Origin of the sequence: Spirillospora sp. CA-294931, from assembly GCF_050946795.1 — a bacterium.
In the GTDB taxonomy this organism is placed as follows: Bacteria; Actinomycetota; Actinomycetes; order Streptosporangiales; family Streptosporangiaceae; genus Spirillospora.
This window is the reverse complement of record NZ_CP192006.1, coordinates 9,136,080-9,155,178: the sequence shown is the minus strand read 5'-3', so window position 1 is coordinate 9,155,178 and position 19,099 is coordinate 9,136,080. Positions and strand designations below refer to the sequence as shown.

Genomic DNA, 19,099 nt, shown 5'->3' with positions numbered 1-19,099 from the left:
CGCGAGGAGGCCGCCGCCCCGGCGCGCCCAGGGTCAGCTCACTGTGTAGCGGAGGTGGGTGACGCCGATGCCCTCGATGACCGTGGGCTGTCCCAGCGTGATGGGGGCCTTGCTCAGGTTGGCGAAGAAGGGCACGCCCGACCCCAGCAGGACGGGGACGAGTTCGACGGTGATCTCGTCGAGCAGGCCGAGGTTCAGCAGTTGCTGGGTGATGTCGGCGGTGGCGACGCCGACGTTCCTGTCGCCCGCGACGGCCTTGGCCTGGTCGACGGCGCTCTCCAGGCCGTCGGTGACGATGGTGACGTTCGAGCCCTCGCGCGGCCACCCGTCCGGGACGCTGTGGGTCACCACGAACAGCGGGACGTCGCCCATCGGGTGCGTGCCCTTCCAGCCCCCGCCCTGGGTGACCTGGTCGAAGTACTTGCGGCCGCAGACGAGCGCGCCGTTGTTCGCGAACGCCTCGCTCAGGTAGGCCGCCGTCGCGGCGGACGTCCGGAACGAGAAGCCGGGCGCCCCCGTGGGCGTCTCGACGTCACCGGCCATGAACCAGCCGAAGACCTGCGCGGGGTTGTCGGAGGTGTCGGCCACGAAGCCGTCCAGCGACATCGACATGTTGGTGATGATCTTCGCCATGGTCGTGCTCCTTGTCAGCGGTGCGTTCTGCCTGGGAAAAGGCTCGCGTTTCGCGGGTCGCGGAACATCAGCCAGGTGGCCGATACCGGGTGAGCTGCAGGTTGACGATCGTCCAGCGGCCGTCCCTGCGGACGGCGACGACCGTGCAGACGAACTCCCCGCTCCAGTCGGTGCCCCGGTACCGGGCGCGCTGGGACTGGACGCCGCGCCCGACGGCCATGTGCGGGCAGCGCCGGATCTCGGTCGGGGTCCAGTCGAAGGCGTCCAGGGTGAGCTCGCCGAGGCGGTGCCGGTCGAGCCACTGCTCCTTGCCGAGCACGAACCCCCGCGGTCCGTCGCCGCGGAAATCGGCGGCCAGGACGTCGTCGAGTGATTCCACATCGCCTCTCGCCTCGGCGTCGCGCCAGCGCCGCAGCAGGTCGTCGAGCGTTCCGGTCACGGTGCCGACGCTCGCACGCCGGATGATCACGAGACATCGGCCACCTGGCCGATGTGCCGCGAACTGGGCAGAATGGTCCGCCCATGTCCAGCGACCCCACCCGTGATCGTCCGGACGGCCGATCTTCGATCCTGCCGACCGGCACCCTGACGTTCCTCGTCACCGGTGCGGCCGTCGCCGCGTTCGAGTCGGCGTCGGAGGCGGTGGCCGCCGCCATGGACGTCCCGTATGGCGCGCTGCACACCGGCGAGGCCCACGTCCGCGACGACGGCCGGTACACGGGCCCGGCGGTGCGCCGCTGCGAATACTTGGCGGAGCTGGCGGGGGAGGGCCGGACCCTGCTGTCCGCGGCGACGGCGCTCGCCGCGTCCCCGCCGGACGGGGCCTCCCTGCGCGACCTCGGCCTGCACCGGCTTCGCGACCTGTCGTCGCCGATCCGGATCTTCGAGCTGTGCCGCGGCGACGCCACGGAGGGCCCGCCGCCGCGGTCGCTGGACGCCGTCCCCAACAACCTGCCGATCCAGCTCACCGGCTTCGTGGGACGGGACGCCGAACTCGACGCGCTGCGCTCCCTGCTGGCGGGACACCGGCTGGTGACGGTCACCGGCGCCGGCGGCTGCGGCAAGACCCGGCTGGCGGCCCAGGTCGCCGCGCACACCGCCGAGCACCGGCCGGACGGCGTGTGGTGGGTCGACCTGGCCGCGGTCACCGATCCGGCACTGGTCGCCGAGGCGGCGGCCGCGTCCGCCGGGGTGTCCGTCGAGCCCGGCCTGGGCGCGACACGGTCGCTGACGCTGCGGCTCCGAGATCGGCGCGCCCTGGTGGTCCTGGACAACTGCGAGCAGATCCTGGACGGCGCCGCCGAAGTCGCCGACGCGCTCCTGCGCACGTGCCCCGAGGTGACGGTGCTGACGACGAGCCGCGAACCGCTCGGCGTCCCGGGGGAGGCGGTGTGGCGGCTGCCGTCGCTGGCCGAGGACGAGGCGCTGACCCTATTCGTGGAGCGCGCGGGGCTCGTCCGGCCCTGGTTCACGCTGGACGCGTCCAGCGAGTCCGCCGTCCGCACCATGTGCGCGCGCCTGGACGGCATCCCGCTCGCGCTCGAACTCGCCGCGGCCTGGCTGCGCACCCTGACGCCCCAGCAGATCGAGGCCGGGCTCGACGACCGGTTCGCGCTGCTCGTGCGCGGCCCGCGCGGCGCCGTCGCCCGCCAGCAGACCCTCGCCGCCTCGATCGCCTGGAGCCACGACCTGCTGGACGAGCCGGACCGGACGGCCTTCCGCCGGCTCGCCGTCTTCGCGGGCGGCTTCACCCTCGAAGCGGCCCGCGCGGTGAGCGCGGCCGACATGGACACGCTGGGACGCCTCGTCGACAAATCCCTGGTCGTCGCCGAGGAGCGAGACGGCACGACCCGCTACCGGATGCTGGAGTCGATCCGCCAGTACGCCGCCGAACGCCTGCGCGAAGCAGGCGAGCTGGACGCCACCCGCGACCGTCACCTCGGCCACTACCTCACCTTCGCGGAGTCGGCCGAGCCCGAACTGGAACGCGACGCCGACGCGTGGCGAACCCACCTGGAGACCGAGCGCGACAACCTGCGCGCGGCCATCGACCGGGGCCTGTCCGCGGACGACCCCGAGCCCGGCCGCCGTCTCGTCGCCGCACTGCCGTGGCTCTGGCACCTGAACGGCCACGGACACGAGGGCATCGAGCTCCTCCGGCGCGCGATCGAACGGGCACCCGACGACCGCTCGGTCCTCCAGGCCCGCCTGCTCACCGGCGTCGCCCTGGTCGCCGACACCGCCAGCCCGCTCGACCTGGAGTTCGACGCGTCCCAGCGTGCCCTGGAGATCGCCACCGAGCAGGGCGACGAACGCCTCCGCTGCCTGTGCCTGGCCCTGGCCGCCGTCGGGCAGCTCTACACCGACTTCGACGCGTCCTGGGAACTCGCCCTCCAGGCCGCCGAATCCGCCTCCAGCGCCGGCGACGGCTTCGTCCGCGACGCGGCGAGCGCGCTGCGCGGGATCGTCCAGCACCTGCGCGACCGCCACACGGAGGCGGCGCCACTGCTGCACGAGGCCACCGAAGGTCTGGTCCGGCGCCACCGGGGCGTGGCCGCCACGGCGGCCGCCTTCCACGCGTCCGGCGCCCTGGGCACCGGCCAGATACCCCAAGCCCACCAGCTCGCGGAACGCGCGGTGCACCTGGCCGAACCGCTCGGCGACGTCCACCGGGTCGGTGCCACCCTCAGCGTCCTGGCCCTGGTCCACGGCGTCCGGGGGGAGCTCGACGAGGGTTTGCGGCTGCTGGAACCCGTCCGGTGCCTGGTCGAGGCAGCCGAACACGAGGTCTTCGTCCCCGGCCTGGCCACGACCATCGGCACCCTCCACCTGTGGCGCGGCGACCTGGACGAGGCCGTCCATTGGCTCACCCGCGAGGCCACGTCCACCGACCGCGGCACCGAAACCTACCTCGCCGCCCGAGCCCTTCCCCTCCTCGGCGAGGCCCTACGCCACCTGGGCAGACCCGACGAGGCCACCGACGTCCTCCACCAAGCCGTCAGAGTCGCCCGCCACCTGGGCATGCCCCGCGCCCAAGCCGACGCCCAGGCCCAACAAGCCCACCTATCCACACCCCCCACCTCCGAGCAACCCACCCATCAGCCGCCCGTGGCCAGCGAGCGTCCCCACTCGCCCTCCCCGCAGGACGCGCGGCCTCCCTCGTCCCCCACGCGTGAGGAGCCCCTACCGCCCACCCCGCCCGACCAGCGGCCTCCCTCGCCCACCCCGCAGGACCAGCGGCCTCCCGCACCCGCCACCCAGGACGAGCGGCCCCATTCGCCCGCCACGCGGGACGAACGACCTCCCTCGCCCGCCCCGCGGGGCGAGCCGCAACCGCCCACCATGGCCGACCAGCGATCTGGCCTGCCTGCCGCCTCCGAGGAACCGCTCGACTTGCCCAGCGGGCGTGACCATCAGGTGCACTTGGCTGGCGCGGCCGACGAGCGGCCCCACTCGCCGACCTCGCGCGATCAGGGCGCGCACGCACCTGCGACGCGAGACGAAACCCCACCGCCCGGCGCGTCCGAGCAGCAGGCGCGCCTGCCCACAGATCCGGCGCGTGCAGCCGACCTGCATCACCAGGCCCTGGCCATCCGGGTCGAACACGGGCTGCGCACCCAATGGCCCGACAGCCTGGACGCGCTGGGCGCTCTCATGGCCCGCACCGAACGCCCTGCCGAAGCGGTGCGCATCCTCGCCGCCGCCACGTCGGCCCGGGACGCCATGGGCTGCCCGCGCCACCCGTTGAACCGTCCCGCCCACGACGCGACGCTGGCAGCCCTGCGCCAGGCACTGGGGGACGACGCGTTCGCCGAGGCGTGGGCGGCGGGCACCACTCTCTCCCCGGACGAGGCAGTCGCCTACGTCCGCCGATCCCGAGGCGCCCGCACCCGCCCCTCAACGGGCTGGGCCAGCCTCACCCCCACCGAACTCGACGTCGTCCGCCTCGTGGCCGAGGGCCTGAACAACCCCGAGATCGCCGCCCGCCTCTTCATGAGCCGCAGCACCGTGAAGACCCACCTCTCCCACGTCTACGCCAAGCTCAGCGTCAGCAACCGAACCGAACTCGCCACCCTGGCCGCCCCTCTCCTCCCCAAGTCCTGAGCGCCCGGGGGCGACTGAGTGGGGGAACCGGCACAGTGGGTGCTCTGCCGCCTCTGGCGCGGAGGCATTGTCCGTGGATCGGGTGTATCGCGGGCGTATTGAAAAGCGCATACGCCACGGCAACAGGCTTCCGTCTTCAGTAGAGGCATGAACCACAGTGCATCACTGCCAGTGCCAACCCGCCTTTCGCGCAGGTTTGGGCTCGTCAGTCGTGCTGCGATCGCCGGGCAGGGGATCCGGCCGGCGATCGACGACCGAGGCCCTGCGTGCGGCCTGACCCTTCGGCGGTGAGTTGTGGCGAATTCACCCTTGGGGATCAAGACGCGCGTCCTGGCGGCCGTCACCCGGCTCGTCGCGGTGCTGCTGGTGCCGATCGCCTTCTGCCGCGCACCGGGATGGGCCCGCTTCCTCGCCTGCCAATGGGCGTTGAGCCTGCGCTTCCCCGCTGAGGATCTGCGCGGGCTGGCGCCGGAAGCGCTGATGGCGTTCACGCATGCGCGGACCGAGGCTTTCTGGCGGGACGGGCAGCTGATCGGTCTCACCTCGGGCTATCGCGACGCGGGGGAACAGCGCCGGATCTTCGCCGAGGAGGTTCGCCGCACGGGCTCGGTGTCGGCGGCGCGGCGCCGGGTGCTGCCGCCGGAGGAGTCCAGCCATGTGCGGGGGCTCGCGCTCGACGTCCGGCCGACCGAAGGCGCGCGGTGGCTCGAACAGCACGGTGGACGGTACGGGCTCTACCGCGTCTACGACAACGAGTGGTGGCACTTCGAGTACCGCACGGTCGAGCCGGTCCGGCTGCCGCATCCGGATGCCGCCGCTTGGCTGTATGAGCCCGGGCCCGCATACGGGACGGGTCCGAGCTATGGCAATGAGCCCGCGCCCGCCTCCGAGACGGGTCGGAGCTATGACGGCGCGTCCTGGCAGTTCGAGACGCGTCCCGATGCTCTGTACGCGGATCCGGCGAAGGATCCGAGGATGCGTCCGTGAGCCGGGCCTCGGTCGCGGTGCCGCGCCGATCGGGTGCGTTGCGACCGCCGACCTTGCAGACGCTCCCCGTGGCGGTGACCGCGAACGTGGCCAAGGTCCGTGGGCGGACCCGGAGCACGATCATGGCCGTGGTCAAGGCCGACGGGTACGGCCATGGCGCCGTCACGGTCGCCAGGGCCGCTGTCGCCGCCGGGGCCGGGTGGCTCGGGACGACGAGTGTCGCGGAGGCCTCCGCGTTGCGCGGCGCCGGGTTGACGGTCCCCATCCTCACCTGGCTGCACCCCGGCGGCGTCGACGCCGAGACGGCGGCGGCAGCCCGGGTCGATGTCGCGGTCGGGTCGGTGGACGAGCTCGGCGCGCTCCTCGCCCAGGCCGCGCCGATGCTCAGGATTCACCTCCATGTGGACACCGGAATGTCCCGTGGCGGCTGCCCCCGCGCGCAGTGGGACGAGCTGATCGGTCTGGCCCGGCGCGGTCAGCAGGCTCGGCGGGTCCGCGTGGTGGGCATGATGGGCCATCTGCCGCTGGCCGACCGGGCCGACCCGGCGGCGAACGCGTCGGCGGTCGCCGATATGCGCGCGGCGCAGCAGGCCGCCCGGTTGGCGGGGCTCGGTTCGCCGCTGGCCCATCTGGCGGCCACGTCCGGGACGCTGACCGACCCGGCGACCCATTTCGGCATGGTCCGCGTCGGGGCGGGACTGGTCGGTATCGATCCGTCCGAGACCGTGGAGCTGCACGGCGCGTCCCGGCTGACCGCACCGATCGTGCACACGGCGGCCGTCGAGGCCGGGACGGCGGTCGGTTACGGCGGCACGTACGTCACCGACCGGGCCACCCATTTGAGCGTCCTCCCCCTCGGATATGCCGACGGGATCCCGCGAGAGCGCCTGCCCCAGGCCGGTGTCGAGATTCTCGGGCGCCGTTTCCCCGTCGCCGGACGGGTCTCCATGGACCAGATCGTGATCGATACCGGCGCCCTGTCCTTCCCGGTCGGGACGTCCGCGACCGTGTTCGGCCCGGACGGGGGCGCGACCCCGACCGTCCAGGAATGGGCGCGCTGGGCCGGGACCATTCCGCACACCATCGTCACCGGCATCGGGCCGCGTGTGAAAAGGAGCATCGCATGACACGGCGAATTGTGGTGATCGGCGGCGGAGAGAACGCCGAGCACGACGTCTCTCTGGCCACGGCCTCGGGTATCGCGCAGGCGCTGCACTCCGGCGGATTCGACGTCGACGAGCTGGTCATCGACCGCGACGGGCTGTGGCGGCGAGGACCCGAGGTGCTCGGGTCGCGGGCCGCCGGTTCGCTGGCGGCGGCACTGAGCGTCATCGAAGGTGCCGACGTCGTCTTCCCCGCGATCCACGGCCCGTCCGGCGAGGACGGGACGCTCGCGGCGCTGTGCGCCCTGACGCACACGCCGATGGTCGGCTCGGGCCTGCGCGCCGGAGCGGTCGGCATGGACAAGTGGACGACCAAGCTCGTGGCGCAGGCCATCGGAATCCCCACCGCTCCGGGACGGCTGGTGACGGCGGCGGAGATCGCCGATATCGGGTTCGAGTCGGACGTGGTGGTGAAGCCCGCCTCGGCCGGGTCGAGTTACGGTGTCGGCCTGGCCCGCGACGCCGCCGAGCTCCGCGACGCGTTGCGCTGGGCGGCGCGGTTCGACGACCGGATCCTGATCGAGGACGTCGTCCTGGGCCGGGAGATCGATCTGGCCGTCCTGCGTGAAGCCGACGGCCGCCGCTGGGCGTCGCCGCCGCTGGAGATCCACGCCACCGGCCTGTTCGACACGCAGTCCAAGTACGACGGGTCGGCCCGGTTCAGCGTGCCCGCCGACATCAAGGCCGCGGACCGCGCCGCCCTGGCCGCGGCGGCGGTGCGGATATTCGACGCGCTCGGCTGCGCCGGTGTCGCTCGCGTCGACTTCTTCCTCACCGAGCGGGGACCCGTCCTCAACGAGATCAACACCATCCCGGGCATGACGCCCCAGTCCCAGGTACCGAGGATGTTCGCCGCGGCCGGGCTGCACTACCAGGAGCTGGTCGCGCGCCTGGTCGACACCGCCACGGTGCCGGGACTCCGGAGTCCGGTGCTGACCATGTGAGGCCGCAGCCCCACAGGGGTGTCCACCTCCATGGAACGCGGTGGACGCCCTTGTCGAAGAACGCGACTCCGGGCCCGGGCATGTGGGCGTCCTTTCCCATAGTGGACGGTCCTTGAACGTCGTGGCGGAGGCAGGGGAAATCGCGCTCGCTGTAGCGGGTTGCATACGCCGGCGATATGCCACGCTGCCTAAGCTTCAGTAATGCGCGTGTTGATCGTGGAGGACGAGCCCTACCTGGCCGAAGCCGTACGTGATGGTCTGCGACTGGAAGCGATCGCCGCCGACATCGCCGGCGACGGCGACACCGCCCTGGAACTGCTCAGCGTCAATTCCTATGACCTGGCCGTCCTGGACCGCGACATCCCCGGTCCCTCCGGCGACGAGGTCGCCCGGCGCATCGTCGCCTCCGGCAGCGGCATCCCGATCCTGATGCTCACCGCCGCCGACCGGATCGACGACAAGGCTTCGGGGTTCGAGCTCGGCGCCGACGACTACCTCACCAAGCCGTTCGAGCTTCGCGAGCTCGTGCTGCGGCTGCGGGCGCTGGACCGCAGGCGCGGACGCGCCCGCCCCCCGGTCAGCGAGATCGCGGGCCTGCGGCTCGACCCCTTCCGCCGTGAGGTCTTCCGTGACGGACGCTACGTCGCGCTCACCCGCAAGCAGTTCGCCGTGCTGGAGGTCCTCGTCGCCGCCGAGGGCGGTGTCGTCAGCGCCGAAGAGCTGCTGGAACGCGCCTGGGACGAGAACGCCGATCCCTTCACCAACGCCGTCCGCATCACGGTCTCCGCCCTGCGCAAGCGACTCGGCGAGCCCTGGCTCATCGCCACCGTGCCCGGCGTCGGCTACCGGATCGAGACCGGTGCGGACCCCACCGATCCTGGCAGCGCACATGAATAGACTCCCCGGGCTCAGCGCCCGACTGAAACTCACCATCAGCTACGCCGGATTCCTCCTGGTCGCCGGCGGCCTCCTGCTGGCCGTCGTCTGGGTGTTCCTGCTGCGCTACGTTCCTGAGGGCACGGTCATGAACGGGCCCGGACGTTGCTGGCCCGACGGGCCGGCCCCGCCGTTCATCCCCAATCGGTCCGACCTGCAGCGCGCCTTCATCCCGCGCGCGGCCACGGCGATGATCTGCCTTCTGGTGTTCGGCCTCCTGGGGGGATGGCTGCTGGCCGGACGGATGCTCGCACCCCTCACCCGGATCGCGGACGCGGCGCGGCTGGCGGCCAACGGGTCGCTGTCCCACCGAATCCGGCTGCCGGGACGCGCGGACGAGTTCCGCGAGCTCGCCGACGTGTTCGACACCATGCTCGAACAACTCGAGTCCCACGTCAGAGAGCAGCAGAGGTTCGCCGCGAACGCCTCCCACGAGCTGCGCACCCCGCTGGCGATCTCCAAGACGCTCCTGGACGTCGCCAGCAGCGACCCCGCGCGGGACCAGGGCGAACTCATCGAGCGGCTCCAGACGGTCAACACCCGGGCGATCGACCTCACCGAGGCCCTCCTGCTGCTCAGCCGCGGTGGCCGCGGGAACTTCGCCCGCGAGCCCGTCGACCTCTCCCTCATCGCCGAGGAGGCCACCGAGATGCTGCTTCCCCTCGCCGAGAAGCGTCAGATCACGCTCGAGGTCACCGGCGACAGGGCACAGACCGTCGGCTCCGAGGCGCTCCTCCTACGGGTGGTGACCAACCTCGTCCAGAACGCCATCGTCCACAACCTCCCGACCGGCGGCACCGTGACGGTCCACACCGAAGCCCAGCCCAACGCGAGCGTGCTGCGGGTCGAGAACACCGGCCATCCGCTCCCGCCGGAACTGGTACCGACCCTCGTCGAGCCCTTCCAGCGCGGCACGGAACGCATACGCACCGACGAGCACGCCGGTGTCGGTCTCGGACTGGCCATCGTGCACAGCATCGTCCGCGCCCACTACGGGACCCTCCACCTCCTGCCCCGTCCCTCCGGCGGCCTCCTGGTCACGATCAGCCTTCCCCGAGCGCCGCAGACACCGTCCTTCGAGCAGGCCCCACCGGCTCTCTGACAGACATCCGGCAGCCCCCGCCAGGCAACCTCCGGCCCGGCCCCACGCGAACTTCGCGATGCCGCTGCGGGACGCGGAAACACGGCGGCACCGGCGGACTCGTCCCGCCACCGCGACTCCTGGACGTTCGTGCTGGCACGGACGAGTCGTCCAGCACCCGCACCAGCGGGCCCGTCGCGATCACCAGCGGGGACGATCTCACTGCCCGGCGCGCGCGCCGTCCCGCATATCGCGGGCATATCCAAAAGCGCATACGCCACCGCAACGATCTTCAGTCTTCAGTGGGGGGCGTGGACCGCGGCCATGGAACCGCGGCCTCGTGAGGTCATCACCAGAGGGAGCGCGTATGCCATACAAGAACGTTCGTCCGCCGTTGAAGAGGGCCGGTCTCGCCGCCGGCGCCGCCTTGCTGATGATGGCTCCCGCCGTGCCCGCCGCCGCCGACGCTCCGGTGCGGGGCGGGAACGTCCAGAAGGCGATGGAGGAACTGGCCAAGGCTTCTGGCGTCGTGGGGTCCGTCGGCGGCGCCTACATCGACGGGAAGTCCATCGGGCTGGGCAGCGGGGGCACCCGGCTGCTGGGCGGCCAGGGCGGGCCGATACCCGCGAACTCCCGCTTCCGGATCGGGTCGCAGACCAAGCAGATGGTCGCCACGGTGATGCTGCAACTGGTCAAGGACGGCAAGCTGGGCGTGGACGACAAGCTCGGCGCCCTGCTGCCGGAGGTGGTGGAAAAGGATCTGGTGGAACGGGCCGGCGAGATCACCGTGCGGCAGATGATCCGGCATACCTCCGGCATTCCCGACTGGTACTCCAAGCCGAACCCGGACGGGAGCGAGGGAGAAGACCCCACGTTCGACGTGTTCGACTTCACGACCCACTACCGGCCGCTGGATCTGGTGAAGTGGAGCCGCGACCGGCCCCGGACCGGGGAACCGGGCGAGAAGTGGTCCTACTCCAATACCAACTACACCCTCCTCGGCATGATCATCGAGCGCCTGAGCGGCCACGACCTGGCCACCGAGCTGCACAACCGGCTGTTCGGCCCGCTCGGGATGACCAAGACCTACCTTCCCCTCAAGCCGCCGGAGGGCATCCAGGGGCCGCACGGCCACGGCTACTACCCCGACGCCAGCGGCAAGCCGCGCGACGTGGACCGGTTCAACGCCAGCATCGCCGGGGCGGCCGGCGGAGTGATCTCCACCGCGCACGACGTCAGCGCCTACCAGCGGGCCTTCACCCAGGGCAAACTGCTGCCGCCGGAACTCCAGCGAATCCTCACCGACCGGCTGCCCGCCGCCGCGCAGTCCGTGCGCAAGAGCCGCAGCTCCTGCGGCGACGACCTCTACATCCTGGGCGGGTCCGGCCCCGGCTTCCTCGCCATGACCTTCTACTCCCAGGACGGCCGCCGCCAGTTCGCGGTGTCGACCACCTTGAGCGGCAAGGACCTCAGCGGGGCGGCCCCAGCGATGGGCAAGGCCATGGAGGCCGTCTTCTGCCCATCCTCCTAGCGGCGGCCCCGGCCGGTTCCGGAGGACGCCGGCCGCCCGTCCCCTAGCGCGGAAACGCGCCTGCCACCGCCGATGGAAAGCTCCGGCTTCCGCGGCGGGGGTGGCAGGACACCAGATCCAGGCTGGTCGCGGTGGTCTCGACCACGGACCGGAGAGCGGCGAACCCGCTACTCGTCCGCGCGGTGGACCACCGCAACCGGCCCACTCGCCGCACGCGTACGTCGTCACCGCCCCAGCCGATGCGGCCGTCGCCACGCGGAGGCTCGTCCGCAGTTCTGCATCCGGAGGCGGTTCACCACCTCGCCGCGGCCGCTCGCATCACGACGTTCGGCTGCGGCGGCGGGGCGTTGGTTTGTGTTGGTGATCAGGGTTCGGGGGAGCCAATAGTCTGCTGTCATGTCGTTGCCTTCCCCTGCAAAAGACGGCCACCCGGTGTCGGATCGTGAAGACGGCCCGAGTCGATCGGCGCGCTTGGTGCCGGTGCTCACGGGAGCCACGGCATTGGTGTGCCTGCTCGGCTGGTTGCAGAAACGGCCGTGCTCGACGACGGGGTTCGACTTCGTCAAGACGACGACGCGTGCCTGCTACACCGATATTTATCCGCTGTATTTCGTTCGGGGACTGAAGGACGGCCGGGTTCCGTATTTCGACCAGCTGAGCGGGCAGGACATCCAGTACGTCGAATATCCCGTGTTGAGCGGCGGCTTCATGCAGGTCGTGAGCCTGCTGGTGAAACCGTTCGGGGTGGACGAACGAGGCATGGCGTTCTACAACGTCACGGCGGCGATTCTGGCTTTGCTGGCGATCGTCGCCGTCCTGGCCACGGCCTATGCGGCCGGACGCAGATCGCTCAAGGCCGGGCTGATGGTGGCGCTTTCACCGGCGCTGTTGCTGACCGCCTACATCAATTGGGACCTGCTCGCGGTCGCGCTGACGGCGCTGGCGGTGGCGGCCTGGGCGAAGAGCCGTCCGGCGCTGGCCGGGGTGTTGCTCGGTTTGGCCGTGGCTGCGAAGTTCTATCCGCTGCTGTTCCTCGGGCCGTTGTTCCTGTTGTGCGTCCGGGCCGGGCAATGGCGCGCACTCGGCAGGCTCCTTGCCGGGACGGCGGGCGGCTGGCTGGCGGTCAACCTCCCGGTCATGATCTTCGCCTGGGACGGATGGCTGGAGTTCTACAGCTTCAGCCAGAAGCGCGGCATCGACTGGGGTTCGATCTTCTTCTTCCTCCAGGACCGCGGCATGTCCGGCCTGGAGGACACCAGCCGGCTCAACATGCTCGGCACCGGGACCTTCCTGGTACTGGCGCTGGGCATCGCCGTGCTGACCTTCGTCGCTCCCCGCCGCCCGCGGCTGCCGCAGCTGATGTTCCTGGTGATGGTGGCCTTCATGCTGCCCAACAAGGTGTGGTCGCCGCAGTACGTCCTCTGGCTGCTCCCCCTGGTCGCCTTGGCCCGCCCTCGCTTGCCCGCATACGTTGCCTGGCAGGTCGGCGAGGTCATCTACTTCTTCGGAATCTGGTGGTACCTGCTGTCGGTGACGCTGCGAGCGGAGGGGTCCGACCTTTCGTCCACCCTCTCGGCCGTCGCGACCTTCGACTCCCCGGAGCAGGGCATCAGCAACGACGTCTACTACGTGGCGCTCCTCGCGCGCTTCGTGACCGTGCTGCTGCTGGCGCTGCTGGTCGTGAAGGACATCCTCTTCCCGTCCGGCGATATCGTCCGGGACGGCGAGGTGGACGACCCGGCGGGCGGAATCCTGGACGGCACCCCGGACGCGTTCAGCCTCCGCACCGTCCGCCGCCGCCCCCTCGCCGCACCCGCGTGACCTGACCGCCGCCTCGGCGTCGGCGTTGCCGCCGGTGCGAGCCGCCGCCCCGTTTGCCACCTCGACCCCGACAGCGCACGTCCGGCCGGCCACGACGTGCGGGCGACCACCGCACAGCGACGTCGAGGCCGCCGTGCTGCGCACCGTCCGTCCGCCCAACTTGGCGACGAACACCTCCCGTCCGAGCTCGGTCGACGGTTGCGTCCCCGCCCGTGCACCGCTCCCGCTGCCGAGACACAACGCGTCCAGAATTTGGTTCGCGCGAAAGCGCGGGTGCCCCGGACGAACGCCCGGGGCACCGCTTGGCAGACGATCAGGGACGGAGGCCCCGGAAGAACGTGCGGACGTCTTCGGTGAAGAGGGCGGGGACTTCCATGGCGGCGAAGTGGCCGCCCTCGTCGAAGTCCGACCAGTGGACGATGTTGTGGCCGTACTCGGCGTAGCGGCGGATGGAGACGTCCCCGGCGAAGGTGGCGACGCCCGTGGGGGTGGTGGCGCGCGCCATGCTCCACTCGCCGCCCCTGTGCATGTTCTCGTAGTACAGGTTGGCCGACGAGCCGAAAGTGTCGGTGAGCCAATAGAGCATGATGTCGGTGAGCATCCGGTCGCGGTCGAAGATCTCCTCGGGGAGGGCCTCGACGGGGTGGCTCCACTCCTTGAACTTCTCGACCATCCAGGCGAGCTGGCCGACGGGCGAGTCGGAGAGGCCGTGGTTCAGGGTCTGCGGACGCGTGTACTGGAGGCGGAAGTAGCCGCTCTGCTCGGCCTCCCAGTGCTGGAGGCGCGCGACCCTGGCCTTCTCGGTGTCGGTGAGCCCGGCCATCTCCTCCTCGGAGACCTCACCGAAGGGCATGAAGCCGTAGGTGGCGGCGTTCACGTGGACGCCGACGACCCGGTCGGGGGCGGCGCGGCCGAGGTCGGGGGCGATGAAGGCGCCCATGTCGCCGCCCTGGGTGCCGTAGCGCTCGTACCCGAGGCGGTTCATCAGCTCGGCGAAGGCGGCGGCGATCCGGGTGGTGTTCCAGCCCGTCTCGGTGACGGGGCCGGAGAAGCCGAAGCCCGGCAGCGACGGGATGACCAGGTGGAACGCGTCGGCCGGGTCGCCGCCGTGCGAGCGGGGGTCGCTGAGCGGGCCGATGACGTCGAGGAACTCCACGAACGAGCCGGGCCAGCCGTGGGACAGGATCAGCGGAAGGGCGTCCGGCTCGGGCGACCGCACGTGCAGGAAGTGGAGCTGCTGGCCGTCGATCTCGGTGACGAAGTGCGGCAGCTTGTTGAGGGCGGCCTCGTGCTCGCGCCAGTCGTAGTCCGTGCCCCAGTACTCCGCGAGTTCGCGGAGGTAGTCGACGGGGACGCCGCGCGTCCAGTCGGAGGAGCCCGGCAGTGGAGCCGCCCAGCGGGTGCGGGCGATCCGGTCGCGCAGGTCGTCGAGGTCGGCCTGCGGGACGTCGATGCGGAAGGGGCGGATCTCAGTGGAGCCGGACATGGGTGGAGTCCCTTCTCTGGAACGGAGCGTTCTGTTCTCAGTTTAACAGAACGGAATGATCTATTCCAGTGTTCTGGAAGGTCAAGTCTTGCCGGGACGGGATGGATCGGCGGTCACTCGGGGTAGTCAACAGATCGTGCGGATCATGATCATCACTCTTGTCGCCACCGCCCTGGGCTTGGCCGGTCTCGCGGCTCCGCCCGAGAGCGGCGGCTCGGTCGTTCCGAAAACAGCGTCGGCGTCCGTCCACAACGCGGTCTCGGCCGCGACCGGTCCCCCTCGCATCCGAGCCCGTTCCGCCTACCTCGCCGACGCCGACACCGGCCGGACGCTGTGGCGCCGCGGAGCGCACACACGCCGTCCCATCGGCAGCATCACCAAGGTCATGACCGCGCTCGTGGTCATCCGCTCCGGACGCCTCGACCGCCGGATCCGGATCAGGCCCCGCCACACGGCCTACGCCGCCGCCCGGAACGGCTCGGTCGCGCGGCTGCGTCCCGGCGACCGCCTCACCGCCCGCGAACTGCTGAGCGCCATGCTGCTTCCGTCCGGATGCGACGCTGCCGCCGCCCTCGCCGACACCTACGGACCCGGGCACAAGCGGTTCGTGCGCAAGATGAACCGGACGGCCCGCGCCCTGGGCATGACGCGGACGCGCTACACCGATGTCGCCGGACTCCCCCAATCCCCCGGCCTCTCCACCGTCCGCGACCAGGTGACCCTAGGACGGTACGCGCTGCGCTACGCCGAGTTCCGCAACGTCGTAAGCCGCAGCCGACACGCCCTACGCCGAACCCGCGGCCACCACAAGTACGTGTGGCGCAACACCAACATTCTGCTCGGGGACTACCGGGGGATGATCGGCATCAAGAGCGGCTACACACGCGCGGCGGGCTACAGCTTCCTGTTCGCCGCGCGCCGCAACGGCCGGACGCTCGTCGGCGCCGTCCTCAACAGCTCCCGCACCCGGCCCCACTCGCGCTTCACCGACGCCACCCGACTTCTCAACTGGGGCTTCCACAGGGGGTGACGGACTGGTCGTAGCATCGCGCGCATGGGAAACCGTGAGGATCTGCTCGCAGGGGCCAAGCGATGCCTGTACGAGAAGGGGTACGCGCGGACCACCGTCCGCGACATCGCCTCGGCCGCCGGCGTCAGCATGGCCGCCATCGGGTACCACTTCGGCTCCAAGGAGGCGCTGCTCAACGCCGCCCTGGCCCAGGCCAACAAGGAGTGGGGCGACGAGCTCGCGCGGGCGCTGGCCACCGAGATCGATCCCGGTACCCCGCCCCTGGAACGATTCGAGGCGATCTGGACCCACGTCATCGGCTCGATGGCCGAGCACCGCCGCCTGTGGGCCGCCACGTTCGACACGATCGGGCAGGTCCAGCACGTCCCGGAGATCCGCGACCGCCTCGCCGAGGCCCTCGCCGAAGCCCGCGTCGGCCTCGCCGAAGGCTTCGGGGGAGTCGAACCGGGCGCCGAGAACGTCTGGGCCATCGGCTCCTTCTACCAGGCACTCCTCACGGGAATCGCCGCCCAGTTCCTCATCGACCCCGACCGCGTCCCCACCGGCCACGAACTAGCCGAAGCCCTACGCGCGATAACCAGCACCACCCCCACCTGACGAACCACAACCCCGGCGGGACGCGGGCGTGCGATAACGGGAGGCGAATACGCCTTGTGGAGCGTTAGCGTGCGGCCATGGGTCCTGATCTTCCTCCCGGGTGGGAGCGGGTCGTCCGCGAGGCGCTTGCTGCCGTCCGTCCCGACCTCGCCTCCGGCCCGCTGCGTCCGCTGGGCGCGGGATTCACCAGCATCGCGCTGCTACTCGACGGGCCGGACGCGTACGTCCTGCGGTTTCCCAAGAACCAGGACGGCGCCGACGGGGCCGAGCGCGAGGCCAGGTTGCTGCCCGAGCTCGCCGCCCGGCTGGACGTCCCGATCCCCCGCTTCGCGTTCACCGCGCCCAACCCCTTCGGTCCGGGCGATTTCCATGCCTACCCCCTCGTCCCGGGTGATTCGCTCTCGGAGGACGAGTGGCGCGAGCGCGGCCTCCTGGACGAACCCGACCCGCCCCGCCAGATCGCGGAGATGCTCGACGCCGTCCACTCCTTCCCGATGGACCGCGCCAAGGAACTGGGCGTGGAGGAGTGGGACCTCCGCGCCACTTTCACCGAGCAACTGGCTCCCCTCCACGCCGAGGTGCTCCCTCTCCTGTCCCCCTCAGCGGCAAAAGCGCTGCTCACGGCCTGGGAAGGCTACGTGGGGGACGACGCCAACTTCGACTACGAACCCACCCTGATCCACGCCGACATCAGCCTCGACCATCTCCTGGTGACCGGCACCCGCATCACGGGCCTGATCGACTTCGGGGACGTCACGATCTCCGACCCGGACTACGAGTTCTGCTACCTCTGGCCCGAGGCCGGCCGCGATTTCGTCACCCGGGTCCAGCGGCACCGCGGCCTCGCCCTCACGCCGCGCCTCGAAGCCAAACTCCGGTTCTGGACGCTGGCCGACCCGGCCACCGACCTCCTCCACGCCCGCGAGCACGACCTCCCCGACCTTCACGCCGAGACCCTCGTCTACCTCCGCGACCTCCTGGACGACTGACCCAGAGCGGGGCGGAACGGCGCCCCGCCGTCCCGCTTCGCGTTCAGCCGCCGTTCCGCTTCGCGTTCAGGCGCCGTCCCTCCGCGCGATCGGGCGCCGTCTCGCCGCGCGTTCAGCCGCCGTCCCGCTTCGCGTTCAGCCGCCGTTCCGTCGCGCGTTCGGGCGCCGTTCCGCCGCGCGTTCGGGCGCCGTCCCGTCGCGCGATCGGGCGCCGTTCCGCCGCGCGATCAGCCGCCGTCCCGTCGCGCGTTCGGGCGCCGTTCCGCCGCGCGTTCGGGCGCCGTTCCGCCGCGCGTTCGGGCGCCGTTCCGCCGCGCGTTCGGGCGCCGTTCCGCCGCGCGATCGGGCGCCGTCTCGCCGCGCGTTCAGGCGCCGTTCCGCCGCGCGATCAGCCGCCGTCTCGCCGCGCGATCAGGCGTGGGCCCGCAGAGCCGCGATGAACCAGGCGAAAAGCGGACTCAACGACGGCATCTGGGGCCAGCCGTTGATGATCGCCAGCAGGTGCCAGTAGCGCTCCGCGCGCGGGTCGTTGCCGATCTCCATGCGCTTCAGCAGGTCGAGGCGGAACTCCGCGGTGTCCGCCTTGCGGTACGCGTTCGCGTACGCCGCGACGATCTCGTCCAGTACCGGACGGGCCTCGGGCGAACCCGGCTCGATCCCCGCCTCCTGGGCGCCGCGCACCTTGTCGCGGGTGACCTCCACCAGGCCCTGCATGTCATCGGGGGCCTCGTTCCGCGCGATCTCGGCGGTCTGCTGCTCCATCATCTCGCGGATCCTGGCCTTGAACCCGGCGTCCTGGACGAGTTCGGCCAGCTCGACCCAGGCGTCCACCTGCTCGGGCTCGGGATCGTCCGGCAGGTCCGGCATCCCCGCGCGCATCTTGGCGGCGAATTCCGGGTGGACGTCGAGATCGCCGAAGACCTCGTCGATGAAGTCGCCGATGATCCGCCTGCGCTCCTCGTCGGACAGCTGGGCGAGCTTGTGCATGAGTTCCATCTCCTCAGGACTCGAGCCTCGTTTGGCCACCGCGCGCAGCACGGCCCGCCGCAGCCGCAGCGTCTGGATCTGGACGTCCAGCGCCTCGGCATGCGCGCCCGCGACCTCCGGGATCGTGACCTCGCGCGCCAGCACCCGCTGGACGGTCGCGAGGTCGACGCCGAGGTCGCGCAGCGTGCGGACCAGATCCAGACGCGCCACCGCGTCCAGGTCGTACAACCGGTAGCCGGCCTCGGTGCGGCCGGTCGGCGGCACCACCCCCGCGTCGGAGTAGAACCGGATCGTCCGGACCGCAAGGCCGGTGCGGCGGCTCAGCTCGCCGATCGTGTAAAGGGTGTCGCCGTCCATGCCCTTCACCTTCCTGTCTCCAGTCAGTGGAGACTCAAGTCCCGAGGTCAGGATGCCGTAGCGCGCGTCGGTGGCCTGTCCCGGCCGGGCGCCGTGCGACGATCACGAGCGTGAGGACGGTCGTGGCGGCGCTGGTCGTGGCCCTGACGCTCGGGGCCTGCGCGCAGGACACGCTCCCCGTCGTCCGGCAGGACGGCCTGCCGCCCGAGGCGCGGTGGACCCTCCGGCTCATCGACCAGGGTGGACCGTTCCCCTACCGCCAGGACGGGTCGGTCTTCGCCAACCGGGAGGGCCGCCTACCGGAGGAACGCTGCGGCTTCTACCGTGAATACACCGTCCCGACGCCGGGCTCGCATGACCGAGGCGCGCGACGCATCGTCACCGGGGCCGACGGCGAGCGGTACTACACCAGCGATCACTACCGCGCGTTCGCTCGCGTGGCGGGGAGATGAC

General features: G+C 71.2%; 16 protein-coding genes. 12 read left to right on the top strand and 4 right to left on the bottom strand.

The genetic code is table 11. From position 1 onward, the window contains the following. Nucleotides 1-33: 33 nt before the first annotated feature. A complete protein-coding gene (locus ACQPY4_RS41605; protein ID WP_433330921.1) occupies nucleotides 34-633 on the bottom strand; it encodes a dihydrofolate reductase family protein in 600 nt (199 codons plus the stop codon). A gap of 67 nt (nucleotides 634-700) precedes the next feature. After that, nucleotides 701-1,102: a nuclear transport factor 2 family protein gene (locus tag ACQPY4_RS41600; protein ID WP_433330919.1), complete on the bottom strand. Its 402-nt coding sequence runs from the start codon at nucleotides 1,100-1,102 to the stop codon at nucleotides 701-703. 53 nt (nucleotides 1,103-1,155) lie between these two features. Here ACQPY4_RS41600 and ACQPY4_RS41595 point away from each other — a divergent pair, with 53 nt between their 5' ends. The 8 genes from ACQPY4_RS41595 (at nucleotide 1,156) to ACQPY4_RS41560 (ending at nucleotide 13,200) form a co-directional block, all read left to right on the top strand. Beyond that, complete coding sequence (locus ACQPY4_RS41595; RefSeq protein ID WP_433330917.1) at nucleotides 1,156-4,737, top strand: LuxR C-terminal-related transcriptional regulator; 3,582 nt, start codon at nucleotides 1,156-1,158, stop codon at nucleotides 4,735-4,737. A 309-nt stretch (nucleotides 4,738-5,046) separates the two neighbouring features. Further along, the gene (locus ACQPY4_RS41590; RefSeq protein ID WP_433330915.1) at nucleotides 5,047-5,724 is read left to right on the top strand and encodes a M15 family metallopeptidase; all 678 of its coding nucleotides are present in this window, start codon (nucleotides 5,047-5,049) and stop codon (nucleotides 5,722-5,724) included. Continuing rightward, the gene (alr, locus tag ACQPY4_RS41585; protein ID WP_433330913.1) at nucleotides 5,721-6,851 is read left to right on the top strand and encodes an alanine racemase; all 1,131 of its coding nucleotides are present in this window, start codon (nucleotides 5,721-5,723) and stop codon (nucleotides 6,849-6,851) included. The genes ACQPY4_RS41590 and alr overlap by 4 nt, the downstream gene beginning before the upstream one ends. Beyond that, the gene (locus ACQPY4_RS41580; protein WP_433330911.1) at nucleotides 6,848-7,831 is read left to right on the top strand and encodes a D-alanine--D-alanine ligase family protein; all 984 of its coding nucleotides are present in this window, start codon (nucleotides 6,848-6,850) and stop codon (nucleotides 7,829-7,831) included. Before alr ends, ACQPY4_RS41580 begins: the two co-directional genes overlap by 4 nt. Before the next feature lie 201 nt (nucleotides 7,832-8,032). Further along, nucleotides 8,033-8,728, top strand: a complete 696-nt coding sequence (locus ACQPY4_RS41575; protein WP_433330909.1) for a response regulator transcription factor — start codon at nucleotides 8,033-8,035, stop codon at nucleotides 8,726-8,728. Further along, nucleotides 8,721-9,869: a sensor histidine kinase gene (locus ACQPY4_RS41570; RefSeq protein WP_433330907.1), complete on the top strand. Its 1,149-nt coding sequence runs from the start codon at nucleotides 8,721-8,723 to the stop codon at nucleotides 9,867-9,869. The genes ACQPY4_RS41575 and ACQPY4_RS41570 overlap by 8 nt, the downstream gene beginning before the upstream one ends. A 346-nt stretch (nucleotides 9,870-10,215) precedes the next feature. Next, nucleotides 10,216-11,379: a serine hydrolase domain-containing protein gene (locus ACQPY4_RS41565; protein ID WP_433330905.1), complete on the top strand. Its 1,164-nt coding sequence runs from the start codon at nucleotides 10,216-10,218 to the stop codon at nucleotides 11,377-11,379. Between the two features lie 480 nt (nucleotides 11,380-11,859). Then, nucleotides 11,860-13,200, top strand: a complete 1,341-nt coding sequence (locus ACQPY4_RS41560) for a glycosyltransferase family 87 protein (protein WP_433330903.1) — start codon at nucleotides 11,860-11,862, stop codon at nucleotides 13,198-13,200. Nucleotides 13,201-13,513: 313 nt separating this feature from the next. On the opposite strand, the gene ACQPY4_RS41555 is transcribed toward ACQPY4_RS41560, so the two are convergent. Next, nucleotides 13,514-14,686 carry an epoxide hydrolase family protein gene (locus ACQPY4_RS41555; protein ID WP_433330901.1) on the bottom strand — a complete coding sequence of 391 codons (1,173 nt, stop codon included), beginning with the start codon at nucleotides 14,684-14,686 and terminating at the stop codon, nucleotides 13,514-13,516. Between the two features lie 145 nt (nucleotides 14,687-14,831). Between ACQPY4_RS41555 and ACQPY4_RS41550 the strand changes: the two genes are divergently transcribed. From ACQPY4_RS41550 to ACQPY4_RS41540, 3 genes are all read left to right on the top strand, one after another. Then, the gene (locus ACQPY4_RS41550) at nucleotides 14,832-15,716 is read left to right on the top strand and encodes a D-alanyl-D-alanine carboxypeptidase family protein (RefSeq protein WP_433330899.1); all 885 of its coding nucleotides are present in this window, start codon (nucleotides 14,832-14,834) and stop codon (nucleotides 15,714-15,716) included. Nucleotides 15,717-15,740: 24 nt separating this feature from the next. After that, entirely contained in the window at nucleotides 15,741-16,313 is a 573-nt protein-coding gene (locus ACQPY4_RS41545) for a TetR/AcrR family transcriptional regulator (protein WP_433330897.1), read from the top strand. 77 nt (nucleotides 16,314-16,390) lie between these two features. Continuing rightward, a complete protein-coding gene (locus ACQPY4_RS41540) occupies nucleotides 16,391-17,302 on the top strand; it encodes a phosphotransferase family protein (protein WP_433330895.1) in 912 nt (303 codons plus the stop codon). Between the two features lie 411 nt (nucleotides 17,303-17,713). On the opposite strand, the gene ACQPY4_RS41535 is transcribed toward ACQPY4_RS41540, so the two are convergent. After that, the gene (locus tag ACQPY4_RS41535) at nucleotides 17,714-18,646 is read right to left on the bottom strand and encodes a MerR family transcriptional regulator (protein WP_433330893.1); all 933 of its coding nucleotides are present in this window, start codon (nucleotides 18,644-18,646) and stop codon (nucleotides 17,714-17,716) included. A 110-nt stretch (nucleotides 18,647-18,756) separates the two neighbouring features. Here ACQPY4_RS41535 and ACQPY4_RS41530 point away from each other — a divergent pair, with 110 nt between their 5' ends. Next, the gene (locus ACQPY4_RS41530) at nucleotides 18,757-19,098 is read left to right on the top strand and encodes a ribonuclease domain-containing protein (RefSeq protein ID WP_433330891.1); all 342 of its coding nucleotides are present in this window, start codon (nucleotides 18,757-18,759) and stop codon (nucleotides 19,096-19,098) included. Nucleotide 19,099 lies beyond the last annotated feature (1 nt).